A 17,908-nucleotide genomic window follows, 5' to 3' on the forward strand; every position below is an offset into this window, starting at 1 on the left:
AATTGCATTCACGTTTATTGTGAATGAACAGTTGCAAGGTTTCTGGTTGATAACTGCATTCGCCTGAAAATGCGAATGAACAGTTACAACGTTCTGCTTGACAACTGCATTTGCGAAGTAACGCAAATGAACAGTTGCAAGGTTGCTCCTTGAAAACTGGATAACGAAACGAAAGCAACAACGCTGAACATCCGCTAAGCTGCGCAAGCAGCAAAGCAGCGATGATGATCTTTTAGCTACAAGCGAGTCTTTCTATTTTTAAGCGACATTTGTGCGAAGCGCAACCGGAGCAAAAAAATAGAAATGACGAGCAACATGGTTAAGCTATAAAGAGCACACGGAGGATGCCTAGGCACCAGGAGCCGATGAAGGACGTGGCGAACAACGATAACGCCTCGGGGAGCCGTAAGCAGGCTTTGATCCGGGGATGTCCGAATGGGGGAACCCGCGTGAGGTAATACTCACGTACCATGTAGTGAATACATAGCTACATTGGAGGCAGACGAGGGGAACTGAAACATCTAAGTACCCTCAGGAAAAGAAAACAAAAGTGATTCCGTCAGTAGCGGCGAGCGAAAGCGGATTAGCCCAAACCAAGGAGCTTGCTCCTTGGGGTTGTAGGACCTCGATGTGGCAAAAGCTTGTTAGGCGAAGCGGTCTGGAAAGGCCCGGCACAGTAGGTAAAACCCCTGTAGCCAAAAGCGAGCGTATGCCTAGAGGGATCCTGAGTACGGCGGGACACGTGAAACCCCGTCGGAATCCGGCAGGACCATCTGCCAAGGCTAAATACTCCCTGGTGACCGATAGTGAAGCAGTACCGTGAGGGAAAGGTGAAAAGAACCGCGGGAGCGGAGTGAAAAAGAACCTGAAACCGTGTGCTTACAAGAAGTCAGAGCCCGTCTTGATATTTCCTTCGGAAAATCAGGGGTGATGGCGTGCCTTTGTAGAATGAACCGGCGAGTTACGTTTGCGTGCAAGGTTAAGGTGAGAAGCCGGAGCCATAGCGAAAGCGAGTCTGAATAGGGCGCTAAAGTACGTAGACGTAGACCCGAAACCGTGTGATCTACCCCTGTCCAGGGTGAAGGTGCGGTAACACGCACTGGAGGCCCGAACCCACGAATGTTGAAAAATTCGGGGATGAGGTGGGGGTAGGGGAGAAATTCCAATCGAACTCGGAGATAGCTGGTTCTCCCCGAAATAGCTTTAGGGCTAGCCTCGGGATTAGCGTAGCGGAGGTAAAGCACTGATTGGGTGCGGGGCCCGCCAAGGGTTACCAAGTCCAGTCAAACTCTGAATGCCGCATACGTATACCCGGGAGTCAGACAGTGAGTGCTAAGATCCATTGTCAAGAGGGAAACAGCCCAGATCATCAGCTAAGGTCCCCAAGTGTGTGTTAAGTGGGAAAGGATGTGGAGTTGCACAGACAACCAGGATGTTGGCTTAGAAGCAGCCACCATTTAAAGAGTGCGTAATAGCTCACTGGTCGAGTGACTCTGCGCCGAAAATGTAACGGGGCTAAACACACCACCGAAGCTATGGGTCCATTAAGGGCAGTAGGGGAGCGTTGTATGCGGGTAGAAGCTAGATCGTGAGGACTGGTGGACTGCATACAAGTGAGAATGCCGGTATGAGTAACGAAAAGATCAGTGAGAATCTGATCCGCCGTAAGCCTAAGGGTTCCTGAGGAAGGCTCGTCCGCTCAGGGTAAGTCGGGACCTAAGGCGAGGCCGAAAGGCGTAGTCGAAGGACAACAGGTTGAAATTCCTGTACCACCGTGAACCGTTATGAGCAATGGGGTGACGCAGAAGGATAGTGACGCGGACTGATGGATGTCCGTCCAAGCAGCGAGGCTGGTTAGTAGGCAAATCCGCTAACCGTAAGGCTGAGCTGTGACGGGGAGGGAAATAAAAGTACCGAAGGTCATGAGTTCAAGCTGCCAAGAAAAGCCTCTAGCCAGGGAGAAGGTGCCCGTACCGCAAACCGACACAGGTAGGCGAGCAGAGCATGCTAAGGCGCGCGGAAGAACTCTCGTTAAGGAACTCGGCAAAATGACCCCGTAACTTCGGGAGAAGGGGTGCCTCGGTAGGGTGAATAGCCCGAGGGGGCCGCAGTGAAAAGGCCCAAGCGACTGTTTAGCAAAAACACAGGTCTGTGCGAAGCCGCAAGGCGAAGTATACGGGTTGACGCCTGCCCGGTGCTGGAAGGTTAAGGGGAGCGGTTAGGAGTAATCCGAAGCTGTGAACCGAAGCCCCAGTAAACGGCGGCCGTAACTATAACGGTCCTAAGGTAGCGAAATTCCTTGTCAGGTAAATTCTGACCCGCACGAATGGCGTAACGACTTGGGCGCTGTCTCGACGAGAGATCCGGTGAAATTTTAATACCTGTGAAGATGCAGGTTACCCGCGACAAGACGGAAAGACCCCATGGAGCTTTACTGCAGCTTGATATTGGACTTTGGTACGATCTGTACAGGATAGGTGGGAGCCTGAGAAGCCGGAGCGCCAGCTTCGGTGGAGGCGCCGTTGGGATACCACCCTGATCGTATCGGAGTTCTAACCTGGTACCGTAATCCGGTATGGGGACAGTGTCAGGTGGGCAGTTTGACTGGGGCGGTCGCCTCCTAAAATGTAACGGAGGCGCCCTAAGGTTCCCTCAGAATGGTTGGAAATCATTCGAAGAGTGCAAAGGCATAAGGGAGCTTGACTGCGAGACAAACAGGTCGAGCAGGGACGAAAGTCGGGCTTAGTGATCCGGTGGTACCGTATGGAAGGGCCATCGCTCAACGGATAAAAGCTACCCTGGGGATAACAGGCTTATCTCCCCCAAGAGTCCACATCGACGGGGAGGTTTGGCACCTCGATGTCGGCTCATCGCATCCTGGGGCTGAAGTAGGTCCCAAGGGTTGGGCTGTTCGCCCATTAAAGCGGTACGCGAGCTGGGTTCAGAACGTCGTGAGACAGTTCGGTCCCTATCTGTCGTGGGCGTAGGAAATTTGAGAGGAGCTGTCCTTAGTACGAGAGGACCGGGATGGACGTACCGCTGGTGTACCAGTTGTTCCGCCAGGAGCACGGCTGGATAGCCAAGTACGGACGGGATAAGCGCTGAAAGCATCTAAGCGTGAAGCCCCCCTCAAGATGAGATTTCCCAGTATGTAAGACCCCTTGTAGACGACGAGGTTGATAGGTTCGGGGTGTAAGCGCGGTAACGTGTGTAGCTGACGAATACTAATCGGTCGAGGGCTTATCCTAAAAGCTTTTCGAAGAAAAGCTACTTCGAAAGCATAAGCTAAGTTTACGGAGTAAACGTACTTCGGAAGCGTATGCTAAGCTTTTCGAAGAAAAGCTACTTCGTAAGCAAATGCTAATACAGAGCATCAGCGTGCTTGAGTTTCGTATCCAGTTTTCAAGGTGCAACAGTAGTATTGAAATGGATTTAAGCATACCATTTTAATAGCAAAAAACCCTTCATTTTAGAGTAATTGAATGAAGGGTTTTTTGCTATGCTTTCATAGGCAGCACTCGAGATATGTGAACGAGCTACGGTGTTCTTCGCTGCATCTGATCGAGGCTCTTGAAAACATAGCCTTGACGATGAGCTTCATCAATGATACGACCCAGAGCATCGGCGTTATCCTTCGAAACCGAATGAAGCAGCAGCACAGCGCCGGGGTGGAGCTGCGCGATCACCTTTTCGTAGGCGTATTGAGCACCCTTCTGACTGTTCGTGTCCCAATCCTTATATGCAACGGACCAGAACACATTGGTGTATCCCAGCTGCTTGCTCACAGACAAGGTCCGTTCATTAAAGATGCCACGTGGGGTGCGTAAGAAGTCCATCTTCGTTTGACCTGTAATCTCGGCAACCTTGGTCTTCACCTTCGTAAGCTCCTGCTCAATTCGAGTGGCGTCCACCTGGCTCATGTCGGGATGACTCCAGGAATGATTCCCGATGAGATGTCCTTCATTATTCATACGCTTAAGAAGCTCAGGCTCCGTATTCACGTAATGCCCGGTCACGAAAAAGATCGCAGGCACCTTTTTCTCCTTAAGTACGTCAAGCATTTGAGCGGTGTATCCATTCTCGTATCCGTTGTCGAACGTTAAATAGAGCTCCTTCTGCTCAAGGTCGCCGGTGAAGATAGCCCCATACTTTTGCAGGAGCGGCTTGAAGCCCTCCTCGTCGATGGATGGCGCTTGACCGTTCACGCTCTTCTTAAATCCAAAGTGGAAGGCACCATCTGCGAATACAGCGTTACCTCCGAGCAGCAATACCTCGCTGCACATGCTCATAAGCATCAGCAGCCTAAGGACACGTCTCACCATACAAACCTCCTCATAGCGTTGTTCATAGTGACACCGAGAACGGCTGTCAGATCAACATTAATATGCCACACTGCAAGGCTCGGCTATGTCTGGTAAGTCCTGAGGCTTGCTGGTGCACAATCCGTATTGTATCTGAGGAAGGAAGGTATACGGTTTTTAACGCAACCCTGTTACTAGCTCCTTTGCTACAAGCTCAAGCACATACGTTTCTCGAGCGATGGAGAAGCCCATCGAGGCCTCGCGCTCGGCGATCACTTGCTTGTTGTGGCGTATCGCTTCATCAATGGAGATCCAGACAGCCGACATTCCATTCGACTTCTCATAATCCTCAAGCTGCGCGGCAGCAAGGTCAATCTCCCCATGACAGACATAGAAATAGGAGAGCATATGCATCAGCTGATAAGGAGCCTTGTGATAGGGTCGGTACTCGTCGATGTAGCCGAATTCAGATACGATCTCAAGCTGCCGCGCCCCAACCTCCTCTGCCAGTTCTCGTGTCAGTCCTGTTATAAGATCCTCATGCTCATCCACACCGCCGCCGGGAAAGCTGTAGTCGTTGTACCGCTTCGTATATAGCAATAGGATCTGTGAACCGCTCAGTATAATGCCGCGTGCTGCTCGTCTTTCGAATGTCTGGCCTTCGCGAATGTGTTCCACCTGCTCATGGACCAGCTTACCAAGTAGTCTCATCCTCAATCCCTCTCTCCGCTTCAACCATCAAATACAGCTATTGTAGCACAAACCGATCGCAGCGCTCCCCCTATATAAGCCAATTTTGACCGATGATATAAAATCATGTCCGTATTCCCATACTAAATAAAACGCACGTGATCTGAACGTGGCAAGGGACGAGTCAGAATAGTCGGACAATATTGCATTTTCCATAAGATCTGATATAATAACTACAAAGTCAAAGAAAGTCAAAGTCAGTAATGGGCGAACTCCTGATTATATGGTCCACTACAGTCGCGGAGGTCGAACTTATGCGTAATGTTTCAGAAATGATCGAGCAGTATCTGAAGCAGGTGCTGCAGCAGAGCCCCGACGGTATGATCGAAATTCAACGTAACGAGCTAGCAGAGCAATTCAATTGCGTTCCTTCTCAAATTAATTATGTGATCAGCACCCGCTTTACACTAGAGAAGGGATATGTCGTCGAGAGCAAGCGCGGCGGAGGAGGCTACATTCGAATACAGAGGGTAGGCCTCCAGTCGCAGGGCACGATTCTTGATTTTATTCTACAAAATATTAGCACTCATCTCGATCAAGCCGCATCCGAAGGGATGGTCTATCGTCTAGAGGAAGCGAAGCTCATCAGCTCGCGGGAGGCGGCGATTATCAACGCTGCGATGTCCCGAGAGGTGCTGACCTTGAAGCTCCCGTTAAGGGACGAAATCAGGGCGAAGCTGCTTAAGGCAATGCTGATCGCTTTACTGTGCAAATGACGTTGAAGGAGGAGTAACCTTTGATTTGTCAAGAGTGTGGAAAGAAACAGGCGACGCTGCATTTTACGAAAATATTGAATGGAGAGAAGACCGAGTTTCACATCTGTGAAGCCTGCGCTCGGGAAAAAGGGGAGCTCATCCCCGGTACGCCGAACGGGTTCTCCATTCACAATTTGCTGAGCGGCCTGCTCGACTTCGAGCCTTCCTCTCATGGAGCAAGTGCTGTTCAGAAGCAGCAGCCGTCCCGTTGTGAGCATTGCGGATTGACCTATAGTCAATTCAGCAAGGTCGGACGCTTCGGCTGCAGCGATTGCTACAAGCATTTTGCCGAGAAGCTCGATCCGCTGTTCAAACGGGTGCACGGTAACACGGTGCATATCGGCAAAGTGCCGAAGCGCAGCGGAGGCCTGATTCGGTTCAAGCGCGAAATCGACGAATTGAAGAAGGATCTAGCACTCCGTATACAGAACGAGGAGTTCGAGCAAGCGGCTCAGCTGAGGGATCGCATACGGGAGCTGGAGAAGAAGATAGCGGAGGCTTAACAGGACGATAGGAGGGAAGTCATCCTTATGGCGGAAGTGAATCGCTTCACGGAGCATGCATTGAGTGATTGGATGAAGGGTAATGGCCCGGAATCAGACATTGTGATCAGCAGCCGAGTGCGGGTTGCTCGCAACCTGAGACAGTATCCGTTCCCGATGCTGGCGACAAATCAGCAGTCGGAGGAAGTGCTGCATAAGGCTGCCGAGCTCATGAACAACGAGGAATTGAGCACGATTAGTCAGTTTACACTAGTGCCGCTGTCACAGCTGAATGAGCTTCAGCGTCGCGTGCTGGTCGAGAAGCACTTGATCAGTCCGGCCCTTGCGAACGAATCCCGTAACGGCGCAGTTATTTTATCAGATAACGAATCGATTAGTATTATGGTGAATGAAGAGGACCATCTTCGAATACAATGCTTGTGCCCCGGTTTTCAGATTAAGGAGGCGTGGGACCTGGCCGGACAGATCGATGATCTGTTCGAGGTGCAGCTTGAATATGCATTCGATGAGAAGAGAGGCTATCTCACGAGCTGTCCGACGAACGTCGGCACCGGTATTCGCGCGTCCGTCATGCTCCATCTGCCCGCACTGGTCGTCACGCAGCAAATTAACCGCATCCTGTCGGCCATTACGCAGGTCGGTCTTGCGGTAAGAGGGCTGTACGGCGAAGGCAGCGAGGCGCTGGGCAACTTGTTTCAAATATCGAACCAAATTACACTCGGACAATCCGAGGAGGAAATTATTGAGAATTTGTACAGTGTCGTCCGGCAAATTATTGAGCATGAGCGTGCTGCGCGGCAGAAGCTGCTTCAGGATAGCCGTGCGAAGCTGCTCGATCGGGTGAGCCGCTCGTTCGGTATTCTCTCCTACGCAGCGATCATGGACTCCAAAGAAGCGGCTCAGCGGCTGTCCGATGTTCGGCTCGGCATCGATATGGGCTTCATCAAGAAGCTGTCTCCACAGGTGCTTAATGAGCTGATGGTCATTACGCAGCCCGGTTTTTTGCAGCAAATAGCAGGAGAAAAGCTGTCGGCTGAAGAAAGAGACATTAGAAGAGCTCAGTTGATTCGGGATAAAATATCAGAGCCGGATTCAGACGGGCAGACAGCATGAGCGGCATCGAGTAGCAGCGTATAGCAAGCAAGCAGACTAACGTGTACGTGGCTGTCCCATTCCACATTCGACTTGATACCACTATTGGAGGTGTTTCCTTATGATGTTTGGAAGATTTACGGAGCGCGCACAGAAGGTACTTTCACTCGCACAAGAGGAAGCCGTCCGATTGGGTCATAACAATATCGGCACGGAGCACATATTGCTTGGTCTGATCCGTGAGGGCGAAGGCATTGCAGCGAAGGCGCTGATCGCACTCGGTCTTGGACTTGAGAAAATTCAGGACGAGGTCGAATCGCTCATCGGTCGCGGTCAGGAGCAGCCAACGAATATCGCCTATACGCCGCGTGCCAAAAAGGTGATCGAGCTGTCGATGGACGAGGCGCGCAAGCTCGGACATACGTACGTCGGCACCGAGCACATTCTGCTCGGCTTGATTCGGGAAGGCGAGGGCGTCGCCGCTCGCGTGCTGAATAACCTTGGCGTCAGCCTCAACAAGGCTCGTCAGCAGGTGCTTCAGCTGCTTGGCAGCAGCGAGGTCGTCACGCCGAGCCACGGTAACCCGGTGAACGTCAATACGCCGACACTGGACGGCTTGGCTCGTGACTTGACTGCCTATGCCAGAGAAGGCAACCTAGACCCTGTTATCGGCCGTAGCAAGGAGATCGAGCGCGTCATTCAGGTGCTCAGCCGCCGGACGAAGAACAATCCGGTGCTGATCGGGGAGCCGGGCGTCGGTAAGACGGCCATCGCAGAGGGTCTCGCGCAGAAGATCATTGCGAACGAAATTCCAGAGACGCTCCGCGACAAGCGAGTGATGACGCTCGATATGGGCTCCGTCGTTGCAGGAACGAAGTACCGCGGTGAGTTCGAGGACCGCTTGAAGAAAATCATGGACGAGATTCGTCAGGCCGGCAACATCATTCTGTTCATCGACGAGCTGCATACGCTGATCGGTGCGGGCGGTGCGGAAGGCGCGATCGACGCCTCGAACATTCTGAAGCCGTCGCTGGCGCGTGGCGAGCTGCAATGTATCGGCGCGACGACACTTGACGAGTATCGCAAATATATCGAGAAGGACGCCGCGCTCGAAAGACGCTTCCAGCCGATTACGGTCGATCAGCCGACGCCGGATGAGGCGATTCAAATTTTGCACGGACTGCGTGACCGCTACGAGGCGCATCATCGCGTGAAAATTACGGATGAAGCGATCGAGCAGGCGGTGCGCTTGTCGGATCGCTACATTACGGACCGCTTCCTGCCGGACAAAGCGATCGATCTGATCGATGAGGCGAGCTCCAAGGTAAGGCTTCACTCCTACACCGTACCACCGGATCTGAAGAAGCTGGAGAACAAGCTTGAGGACATCCGCAAGGAGAAGGACGCGGCGGTTCAGAGCCAGGAGTTCGAGAAGGCCGCTTCGCTGCGTGATACCGAGCAGAAGCTTCGTGAGGAGCTCGACACGACGAAGAATGAGTGGAAGGAAAAGCAAGGCCGCACCGATTCCGAGGTGACGCCGGACGATATTGCACAGGTTGTAGCTAGCTGGACAGGTATTCCGGTCGTCAAGCTGGCTGAGGAGGAGACAGAGCGTCTTCTGAAGATGGAGGACATTCTCCATGACCGTGTGATCGGTCAAGAAGAGGCGGTCAAGGCCGTCAGCCGTGCAATCCGCCGTGCGAGAGCGGGTCTGAAGGATCCGAAGCGTCCGATGGGCTCGTTCATCTTCCTCGGTCCTACTGGGGTAGGTAAGACGGAGCTAGCGCGTGCGCTGGCAGAATCGCTGTTCGGCGATGAAAATGCGGTCATCCGTATCGACATGTCGGAATATATGGAAAAGCACTCCACATCCCGTCTCGTTGGAGCGCCTCCGGGGTATGTCGGCTACGAGGAAGGCGGTCAGCTGACCGAGAAGGTTCGTCGCAAGCCGTATTCCGTCGTCCTGCTCGATGAGATCGAGAAGGCGCATCCGGAAGTGTTCAACATCTTGCTTCAGGTGCTTGAGGACGGCCGTCTGACGGATTCGAAGGGACGTACGGTCGACTTCCGCAATACGCTGATCATTATGACGTCGAACGTCGGTGCGGACGTCATCAAGCGTAATTCGACGCTCGGCTTCACGGCTGCGGTGGATTCGGGTAAAGATTACACGAACATGAAGGATAAGGTAATGGGCGAGCTGAAGAAGAGCTTCCGTCCGGAGTTCCTGAACCGGATCGACGAGATCATCGTCTTCCATTCACTCGACGAGAAGCATATCGCTCAGATCGTTACGCTGATGGCTGACGACCTGCGCAAGCGTCTGAAGGAGCAGGAGGTCGACTTCATTCTTACAGATGCGGCGAAGGCATTCCTCGCGAAGGAGGGCTTCGATCCGAGCTTCGGGGCAAGACCGCTGCGTCGTGCGATCCAGAAGCACATCGAGGATCGGTTGTCCGAGGAGTTGCTGCGCGGCAACATCTCGAAGGGCGACAAGCTGACGATCGACGAGAAGGACGGCGAGCTGTTCGTCGAGCGCAATCTTGGCGTCAGCAGTGAAGTGTAAATAGATAGGCACCTAGCAGAGCTTCGATTCGTCGAGGCTCTGCTTTTTCACGTTAGGCAAGCCTTCAAGGGTTTTCAAGGGTAGGCGGACATGGTACACTTGATGGTGGAGCTAAGGGACGGAGAATGGAATATGGCGAAGACGAAAACGAAATTTTATTGCCAGCAATGCGGCTATGAATCGCCGAAGTGGCTCGGCAAATGTCCGGGCTGCGAGGCTTGGAATACGTTCGTGGAGGAAGTAGAGACCGTCAGCAAGGCCAAGGGTCTTCACGGATCGATAACGAATAAGAAAGAAAAAGCGATCTCCATCATAAACATAGAAAGTAATGAGGAGCCGCGGATCGAAACGAGCAACAAGGAGCTCAATCGGGTGCTTGGCGGCGGTCTCGTGCCTGGCTCTCTGATCCTTGTCGGCGGCGACCCGGGCATCGGCAAGTCGACCTTGCTGCTGCAGACGTCCCACGAGCTAACGTCTAAGGGGCTCAGGGTGCTATACATTTCCGGCGAGGAATCGGTCAGGCAGACGAAGCTGCGGGCGGATCGTCTGCAGGCGGTATCTCCGTTGCTATTCGTGCTTAGCGAGACGAATGTCGACTTCATCGAGGCGGCGATCGATGACATTCAGCCGGACTTCATTGTCATTGACTCGATTCAGACCGTCTTCCACCCGGCTGTCGCTTCAGCTCCTGGGAGTGTATCGCAGGTGCGCGAGTGCACAGGGCATTTCATGCGTATCGCGAAGGTCAGAGGGATTGCCTGTGTACTTGTCGGTCATGTGACCAAAGAAGGAGCGATAGCCGGTCCGAGACTGCTGGAGCATATGGTCGATTGCGTGCTCTACTTCGAGGGAGAACGGCATCATTCGTACCGGGTGCTGCGCGCGGTGAAGAACCGATTCGGCTCGACCAATGAGATTGGAATCTTCGAGATGCGGGAGAGCGGCCTTGTCGAGGTGAGCAATCCGTCTGAGCTGTTCCTGTCGGAGCGCCCGCTCGGTGTTGCAGGCTCTACCGTCGTCGCCAGTATGGAAGGAACAAGACCGGTGCTCGTCGAGCTGCAGGCGCTCGTCTGCTCGACGAACTTCCCTTCCCCGCGGCGAATGGCCACAGGTTATGATCATAACCGGCTGGCCCTTATTATTGCGGTGCTGGAGAAGCGTATGGGCATGTTCCTGCAAAATCAGGACGCCTACCTGAACGTCGCTGGCGGCGTCAAGCTCGATGAGCCTGCCGTCGATCTGGCTGTGGCCGTTGCGCTCGCCTCCAGCTTCCGAGATCAGCCGACGCAGGCGTTCGACGTTGTGTTCGGCGAGATTGGCCTAACTGGTGAGGTACGCGGCGTCTCGCGGGTCGATCAGCGGGTGAAGGAGGCGCAGAAGCTGGGCTTCAAGCGCGTGATTGTGCCACAGCAGAGCATGAAGGGGTGGACCGCCCCGAGCGGTATACACATCATCGGCGTGCAGACAGTAGCCGAGGCGCTGTCAGCCGCTCTAGTTTAGTCGTTAGGAGGGACGTCTTTGAGCAAGGAAGATTCGAATCATCGCGATGTGATGAGCCAGCTGCTGCAATTAGTGGCGCCTGGCACTCCTTTCCGTGACGGGCTCGAGAACGTGCTCCGCGCCAAAACGGGCGGCTTAATCGTTGTCGGCTACAGTCCGGAGGTTATGGAGATTGTGGACGGGGGCTTCTCGATCAACTGTGATTTCTCGCCGAACTACTTATATGAGCTGGCCAAGATGGACGGGGCGATCATATTGAGCGAGGACGTCAAGCGTATCTTGTACGCGAATACGCAGCTTATTCCAGATTCGTCGATTACGTCGACGGAGACGGGCATTCGGCATCGGACGGCAGAGCGGGTCGCCAAGCAGACGAACAAGCTCGTCGTCTCGATCTCCCAGCGCCGAAACGTCATCACGCTGTACCAAGGCAATCTGCGCTATGCGCTGAAGGATATCGGCGTCATTCTGACGAAGGCGAATCAGGCGATCCAGACGCTGGAAAAATACATGTCAGTGCTCGATCAAGATCTGACGAATCTCGGTGCGTCGGAATTCGAGGAGCTCGTCACGCTGCACGATGTGACGTGCGTCATTCAGCGGATCGGCATGGTGCTCCGCATTAAGGCGGAGATTAACCGCTACATTAACGAGCTCGGTAATGAGGGCCGTCTCATCAGCATGCAGCTGGAGGAGCTGATGGGCAATACGGAGCGCGAGGCGTATGTGCTCGTGAAGGATTACATGAAGGAGCCGAGCGACGAGAAGGTGAAGGACATCTTCACCCAGCTGAAGCGGGTGTCGCATGATGAAATTCTCGATCACGGCATGATCGCGAAGGCGCTCGGCTATCCACCGGCCGCGGTTAGCGCCGAGGAGATGGTCGCACCGCGCGGCTACCGGGTGTTGAACAAAATACCGCGGCTGCCGTCGGTCATCATTCATAATTTGATCGATCACTTCCGCCAGCTGCCGCATCTCATGATGGCTACAATCGACGAGCTTGATGAGGTGGACGGCATCGGTGAAGTACGGGCACGCGCGATCAAGGAAGGCCTAAAGCGCATCCAAGATCAGGTACTCATTGACAGACATATATAAAGTGCATACAATCAGAGCATGCACCTCATATTGAAGCCTGAATTGGGGCACAGTAAGTGCACACAAAACCAAAGGTGGACTAACAGATGATAGCTAAATCTCTCCCGAACATCTTCACGATAGGGAACCTGTTTCTCGGAATTATCGCCATTATATCCGTGTTTAACAATAAACCGGAGTTTGCCGCCATTATGGTTATCGTTGCGATGCTGCTGGACGGCCTCGACGGCCGCGTGGCCAGAGCGCTGAACGCCCAGAGCGAGTTCGGCAAGGAGCTGGACTCATTGTCCGACGTGATCTCGTTCGGTGTAGCGCCGGCCTTCATCATGTACGTCGTCGCCTTCACCGATATGAACACGGCTGCTGCGTGGATTATTACCGCCGTGTTCCCGATCTGCGGCGCACTGCGACTGGCTCGCTTCAATGTCGTGGCAGGAACGCCAGGCTACTTCATCGGCCTTCCGATCCCGGCCGCAGGCGGCGTGCTCTGTACGCTCGCATTGTTCCATCAAGAGCTGAGCCCGCTGGTGCTCGCTCTCTCGACGCTGCTACTCTCTTACCTGATGGTCAGCAACGTCAAGTACCCGAACTTCAAGAAGATTGGGATCCCGAAGGCTGCGATCTGGATTACGCCATTCGTCGTCATTGCGGCCGTCGTGCTCGCAGTGAAGTTCCCGTCGATGCTGTCTAAGCTCATCTTCATACCGCTTCTGCTCTATGCACTGTACGGCTTAAAAAAAAACGTTGATCGCTTCTTCGTGAGCATTCGCCGCAAGCGTAGCAAGTCGGCTGAAGAGCCGGAGTCGAAGACGACCACCGTTTAATATTGAAACAGTGAAAATGAAAAGCATTTATTTTCCGTCGTAACTACGGGGAATAGATGCTTTTTTTAATTTTCCTACACGCATGAACGATTAGGCTGGAAGCTTTCGGTACATAATGGATAAGGAAGTAATGGAAATCGAATTGATGGAGGTGAAGTCTATGATGAAAAAATGGTTCCAGCTTTTGTTTGCCGTAATCGGCGGCGCCGTAGGAGTCCAATGGAATCATACGCTTGGAACGCCTGTTTTTGAAGTCATAGCATCGGTCATTGGAGTACAGAAGATCGAAGGGCAAGCCGTCTGGATGTTTATGGTCGGGGCAGCCGTGTTCTACGGAATAAGTGCAGGAACGTTCGCTAATGTACAGCGCATCATTCAGACAGGAGAGGAGCGGGTATCGACCATAGCGGTACCGGAGCTGGTGGCAGGTACGCTTGGAATGGGCGTCGGCCTGCTGGCCTCCTCCCTGCTGCTTCAGCCGCTCGAGCGGAGCGGGCTGACGAATCCGCTGCTGCATATGCTGTGCATCGCGGTGCTCGCTATAGCGGGCTACAGACTGGGCACGGTCAAGAAGGACGAGCTCGTCGCACTGCTGGAGAAGCGGGGCGAGCAGCAGCGCGGGCGCCGCGCTCCAGGTGAAGCGAAGGGCTTCGAGGAGCATAAGATTCTCGATACGAGTGTTATTATTGACGGTCGGATTGCCGACATCTGCAAGACAGGCTTTATTGAAGGGACGCTTGTCATTCCGGAGTTCGTGCTGGAGGAGCTGCAGCATATTGCTGATTCGTCGGATCTGCTGAAGCGTAACCGCGGCCGTCGCGGGCTCGACATTTTGAACAAAATTCAGAAGGAGCTCGACGTGAAGGTGTTGATCTACGAAGGAGACTTCGACGAGATCTCCGAGGTGGACAGCAAGCTGGTGCGGCTCGCGAAGCTGCTGCGCGGCAAAGTCATCACGAACGACTTCAACCTGAACAAGGTGTGTGAGCTGCAGGGAGTCTCGGTGCTGAACATTAACGACCTTGCGAACGCGGTCAAGCCGGTCGTGCTGCCGGGCGAGGAAATTCTCGTCCAGGTGATCAAGGACGGCAAGGAGCATGGTCAAGGCGTCGCTTACCTCGATGACGGTACGATGATCGTCGTGGAGGGTGGCAGAGAGTTTATCGGCACGACGCTGGATGTGCTGGTTACGAGCGTGCTGCAGACGTCGGCGGGACGGATGATTTTTGCGAAGCCCAAGCTCTTGGAAAAAGCGCTCTAAACCGTTATGATAAGAAGGATGCATCGGATGTTGGCGTGGCGGGAGCGCCGCGCTGGCAGAGGATGCGCAGGAGACGGTGTGGGCAGGTGGATGGATCGTGAACGCAGCAGCATGGGGTGTCATCATCGTGGCGGCCGGCAAAGGGACGCGGATGGGAACACAGGAGAGCAAGCAATATTTGCAGCTTGGCGGCAAGCCGATCGTGGTCCATACACTGGAGACGTTCGAGCGGATGATCGGCGTCAGCTCGATCGTGCTCGTGACGGGCGAGGCTGATGTAGCGAGATGCCGTCAATATGTCGAGCAGTACGGCCTGCATAAGGTGACGGCGGTCATCGCTGGAGGGCGCGAACGACAGCATTCGGTGCGCCTAGGGCTTAATGCGCTGCCTACGGGCACGGAGTGGGTTATGGTGCATGACGGAGTGCGTCCTTTTGCCAAGGAAACACATGTTCGCATGTGTGCAGAGCGCGCTGCTGTGACAGATGCTGCTGTGCTCGCTGTTCCGGTGAAGGATACAATCAAGGTTGTAGATGCGGAAGGCGTCATTCAGGGGACGCCGGATCGAAGCAGCTTGTGGGCGATACAGACGCCGCAAGCTTTTCGTCTTGCTGTGCTGCAGAAGGCGCATGAAGAGGCGGAGGCGGACGGCTTCCTCGGCACGGACGATGCGATGCTCGTGGAGCGTCTGGGCTGCAGGGTCGCGGTCGTTGAGAGTGACTATTACAATATCAAGATTACGACGCCTGAGGATTTGCCTTGGGCGGAGTGGATCTTGGAGCACGTATGGGGGAGAAGTGAGTGATGATTCGAGTAGGACAAGGCTTCGATGTGCATCAGCTGGTCGAGGGACGTAAGTGTATCATCGGGGGCGTCGACATTCCGTATGAGAAAGGGCTGCTCGGCCACTCCGATGCCGACGTGCTGCTGCATGCGCTGAGCGATGCGATTCTTGGGGCGCTGGCGATGGGGGATATCGGCAAGCACTTCCCCGATACGTCGGAGGCGTACAAGGACGCGGACAGCTTCGAGCTGCTAAAGCAGGTGTGGAAGCTTGCGAAGGATGCCGGCTACGAGCTCGGCAATGCGGACTGTACGATTATCGCGCAGAAGCCGAAGATGGCTCCGTACATTCCGGCGATGGTCGAGCGCATTGCGTTCGGTCTGGAGGCGGAGCTGTCGCAGGTGAATGTGAAGGCGACGACGACGGAGCAGCTTGGTTTTACGGGACGTGGAGAAGGAATTGCGGCGCAAGCCGTTGTGTGTCTGGTGCGGGCGTAAACGATAAGACGCTCTCATAATAAGGCATTCCGTTCAGAACTTATACATACTTATAGCGAGGCAAGAGGAAGGGGAACCACAATGGCAGACATTCGCGTAAGATACGCACCGAGTCCGACAGGTCACTTACATATCGGCGGAGCGAGAACGGCTCTGTTCGATTACTTATATGCACGGAAGAACAATGGGAAATTCATCATTCGCTTCGAGGATACGGATCAGAGCCGTCACGTTGAGTCCGGAGTGGACAGTCAGCTGGAGGGCTTGCGCTGGTTAGGTGTGGACTGGGATGAGAGCGTCGATGTCGGCGGACCGTACGGTCCTTATCGTCAGACGGAGCGTCTAGACCTGTATCAGCCGTTCATCGATCAGCTCCTTCGCGAGGGTAATGCATACTATTGCTATTGCTCTGAGGCGGATCTAGAGGCGGAGCGGGCGGAGCAGGAGGCTGCTGGTCAGATGCCGATGTATTCGGGCAAATGTCGCAACCTCACGCCTGAGCAGGCGGAGGCTTACCGTGCGGAGGGACGCAAGCCTTCGATTCGATTCCGCGTGCCTAGCGATCGGACGATTGCCTTCGTGGATCGTATTCGCGAGCAGGTGGAGTTCGACTCGAACGGGATTGGTGATTTCATCATCGTGCGACCGGACGGCATTCCGACGTATAACTTCGCGGTTATTCTCGACGACCATCTAATGAAGATTTCCCTCGTGATTCGCGGGGAAGAGCATCTGACGAATACGCCGCGTCAAATTATGATGTACGAGGCGCTCGGCTTGCCTGTACCGGAATTCGCCCATCTGGCGCTTATTCTGAATCAGGACCGCAAGAAGATGAGCAAGCGCGACGAGTCGATCATCCAGTTCATTGAGCAGTACAAGTCGCTCGGCTACTTGCCTGAGGCGGTCATGAACTTCATCGCGCTGCTCGGCTGGTCGCCGAAGGGCGAGGAGGAGATGTTCACGCGCGAGGAGTTGATCGAGCAGTTCGATCTGGATCGCGTGTCTAAGAGCCCGGCCGTGTTCGACATGGACAAGCTGAATTGGATGAACAATGCGTATATCAAGAAGGCTGACCCAGAGCGGATCGTGCAGCTGGCGCTGCCGCATCTGCAGGAGGCCGGACGATTGCCTGCAGAGCTTAGCGAGGAGCAGCAGCAATGGGTGCGTGCGCTCGTAGGGCTGTACCAGGAGCAACTGCGCTTCGCGGCGGAGATCGTAACGCTCTCTGAGCTGTTCTTCCGTGAGGAGGTACAGATGGAGGATGAGGCTGCCGCGCTGCTGGCGGAGGATTATGCCCCTGTTGTACTGCGCAGCTTCCTTGGTCAGGTGGAATCAGCCTCGTCGTTCACGGTCGATGCGGTCAAGGCGATGGTGAAGGCCGTTCAGACGGAGACCGGCTACAAGGGCAAGCAGCTGTTCATGACGATCCGCGTCGCGCTGACGGGCCAGATGCACGGTCCTGACTTGAACATGGCAATCCATCTGCTCGGCGCGGAGACGGTACAGGTACGACTGAAGAAATTATTGTAATGAGCTATCGTTTCTGATAATATCTATACCAAATACAATAGCAGAAGCGGCGAGGAACGGGAAAGTACGCTTATAGACGAATGCTCAGAGAGGACAATCGGCGCTTGCGCCGGCTGCGAGTTGTCCGATTCGGCTGTTAGCGGAAGTGCACCTGGGAGCCGTAAGGATGAGCCGGTCGCCTCGCGCCTGTAGCATGCAGGGCGGAGGACGAACGGGGTAGTCTTTACCGAAGCGCTCACGATACGGGCGAAGGAGATGGACGACCAGATGCAATGGGGCACAGGGAGTATGATACCTTGCACCTCACGCAGCAATCGTCCAAGCAGAGTGGAACCGCGCATGTATACGCCTCTGCAGCCTTAGGGCTGCAGAGGTTTTTTGTGAGCTTGTCCTATATTGGCGGTATGCGCTTTGGACTGAACGGCAGACACAGCTAGGCTT

13 protein-coding genes and 1 rRNA gene are annotated in these 17,908 nt (G+C 54.3%); 12 read left to right on the forward strand and 2 right to left on the reverse strand.

The annotated features are described in order from the left end of the window. The first annotated feature begins 317 nt into the window (after positions 1 to 317). Positions 318 to 3,248 (forward strand): 23S ribosomal RNA (locus PAE68_RS03090). Positions 3,249 to 3,536: 288 nt separating this feature from the next. Here PAE68_RS03090 and pdaA read toward each other — a convergent pair. Both pdaA and PAE68_RS03100 read right to left on the reverse strand, forming a co-directional pair. Beyond that, positions 3,537 to 4,322: a delta-lactam-biosynthetic de-N-acetylase gene (gene pdaA, locus PAE68_RS03095; RefSeq protein WP_397378071.1), complete on the reverse strand. Its 786-nt coding sequence runs from the start codon at positions 4,320 to 4,322 to the stop codon at positions 3,537 to 3,539. A 156-nt stretch (positions 4,323 to 4,478) separates the two neighbouring features. Continuing rightward, positions 4,479 to 5,012, reverse strand: a complete 534-nt coding sequence (locus PAE68_RS03100; protein ID WP_281883951.1) for an NUDIX hydrolase — start codon at positions 5,010 to 5,012, stop codon at positions 4,479 to 4,481. Between the two features lie 293 nt (positions 5,013 to 5,305). Here PAE68_RS03100 and PAE68_RS03105 point away from each other — a divergent pair, with 293 nt between their 5' ends. The 11 genes from PAE68_RS03105 (at position 5,306) to gltX (ending at position 17,467) form a co-directional block, all read left to right on the forward strand. Beyond that, positions 5,306 to 5,767 carry a CtsR family transcriptional regulator gene (locus tag PAE68_RS03105; RefSeq protein WP_281883953.1) on the forward strand — a complete coding sequence of 154 codons (462 nt, stop codon included), beginning with the start codon at positions 5,306 to 5,308 and terminating at the stop codon, positions 5,765 to 5,767. A 20-nt stretch (positions 5,768 to 5,787) separates the two neighbouring features. After that, complete coding sequence (locus PAE68_RS03110; protein ID WP_281883955.1) at positions 5,788 to 6,309, forward strand: protein-arginine kinase activator protein McsA; 522 nt, start codon at positions 5,788 to 5,790, stop codon at positions 6,307 to 6,309. A gap of 27 nt (positions 6,310 to 6,336) precedes the next feature. Continuing rightward, positions 6,337 to 7,422, forward strand: coding sequence for a protein-arginine kinase McsB (locus tag PAE68_RS03115; protein ID WP_281883957.1), 1,086 nt, complete (start codon positions 6,337 to 6,339; stop codon positions 7,420 to 7,422). Positions 7,423 to 7,522: 100 nt separating this feature from the next. After that, on the forward strand, positions 7,523 to 9,967 hold the full coding sequence (gene clpC, locus PAE68_RS03120; protein WP_281883959.1) for an ATP-dependent protease ATP-binding subunit ClpC: 2,445 nt from the start codon (positions 7,523 to 7,525) through the stop codon (positions 9,965 to 9,967). Between the two features lie 132 nt (positions 9,968 to 10,099). Next, entirely contained in the window at positions 10,100 to 11,467 is a 1,368-nt protein-coding gene (gene radA, locus PAE68_RS03125; protein ID WP_281883962.1) for a DNA repair protein RadA, read from the forward strand. Between the two features lie 18 nt (positions 11,468 to 11,485). Next, the gene (gene disA, locus PAE68_RS03130; RefSeq protein WP_281883965.1) at positions 11,486 to 12,568 is read left to right on the forward strand and encodes a DNA integrity scanning diadenylate cyclase DisA; all 1,083 of its coding nucleotides are present in this window, start codon (positions 11,486 to 11,488) and stop codon (positions 12,566 to 12,568) included. Between the two features lie 86 nt (positions 12,569 to 12,654). Beyond that, positions 12,655 to 13,392: a CDP-diacylglycerol--serine O-phosphatidyltransferase gene (gene pssA / locus PAE68_RS03135; RefSeq protein WP_281883967.1), complete on the forward strand. Its 738-nt coding sequence runs from the start codon at positions 12,655 to 12,657 to the stop codon at positions 13,390 to 13,392. 160 nt (positions 13,393 to 13,552) lie between these two features. Continuing rightward, positions 13,553 to 14,653, forward strand: coding sequence for a PIN/TRAM domain-containing protein (locus PAE68_RS03140; RefSeq protein ID WP_281883969.1), 1,101 nt, complete (start codon positions 13,553 to 13,555; stop codon positions 14,651 to 14,653). A 94-nt stretch (positions 14,654 to 14,747) separates the two neighbouring features. Continuing rightward, a complete protein-coding gene (ispD, locus tag PAE68_RS03145) occupies positions 14,748 to 15,458 on the forward strand; it encodes a 2-C-methyl-D-erythritol 4-phosphate cytidylyltransferase (RefSeq protein WP_397379378.1) in 711 nt (236 codons plus the stop codon). After that, positions 15,458 to 15,934: a 2-C-methyl-D-erythritol 2,4-cyclodiphosphate synthase gene (gene ispF, locus PAE68_RS03150; RefSeq protein ID WP_281883974.1), complete on the forward strand. Its 477-nt coding sequence runs from the start codon at positions 15,458 to 15,460 to the stop codon at positions 15,932 to 15,934. The genes ispD and ispF overlap by 1 nt, the downstream gene beginning before the upstream one ends. A gap of 81 nt (positions 15,935 to 16,015) precedes the next feature. Further along, positions 16,016 to 17,467, forward strand: coding sequence for a glutamate--tRNA ligase (gene gltX, locus PAE68_RS03155; protein WP_281883976.1), 1,452 nt, complete (start codon positions 16,016 to 16,018; stop codon positions 17,465 to 17,467). Positions 17,468 to 17,908 lie beyond the last annotated feature (441 nt).

The organism is Paenibacillus sp. YYML68 (genome assembly GCF_027923405.1).
Classification (GTDB): domain Bacteria; phylum Bacillota; class Bacilli; order Paenibacillales; family NBRC-103111; genus Paenibacillus_G.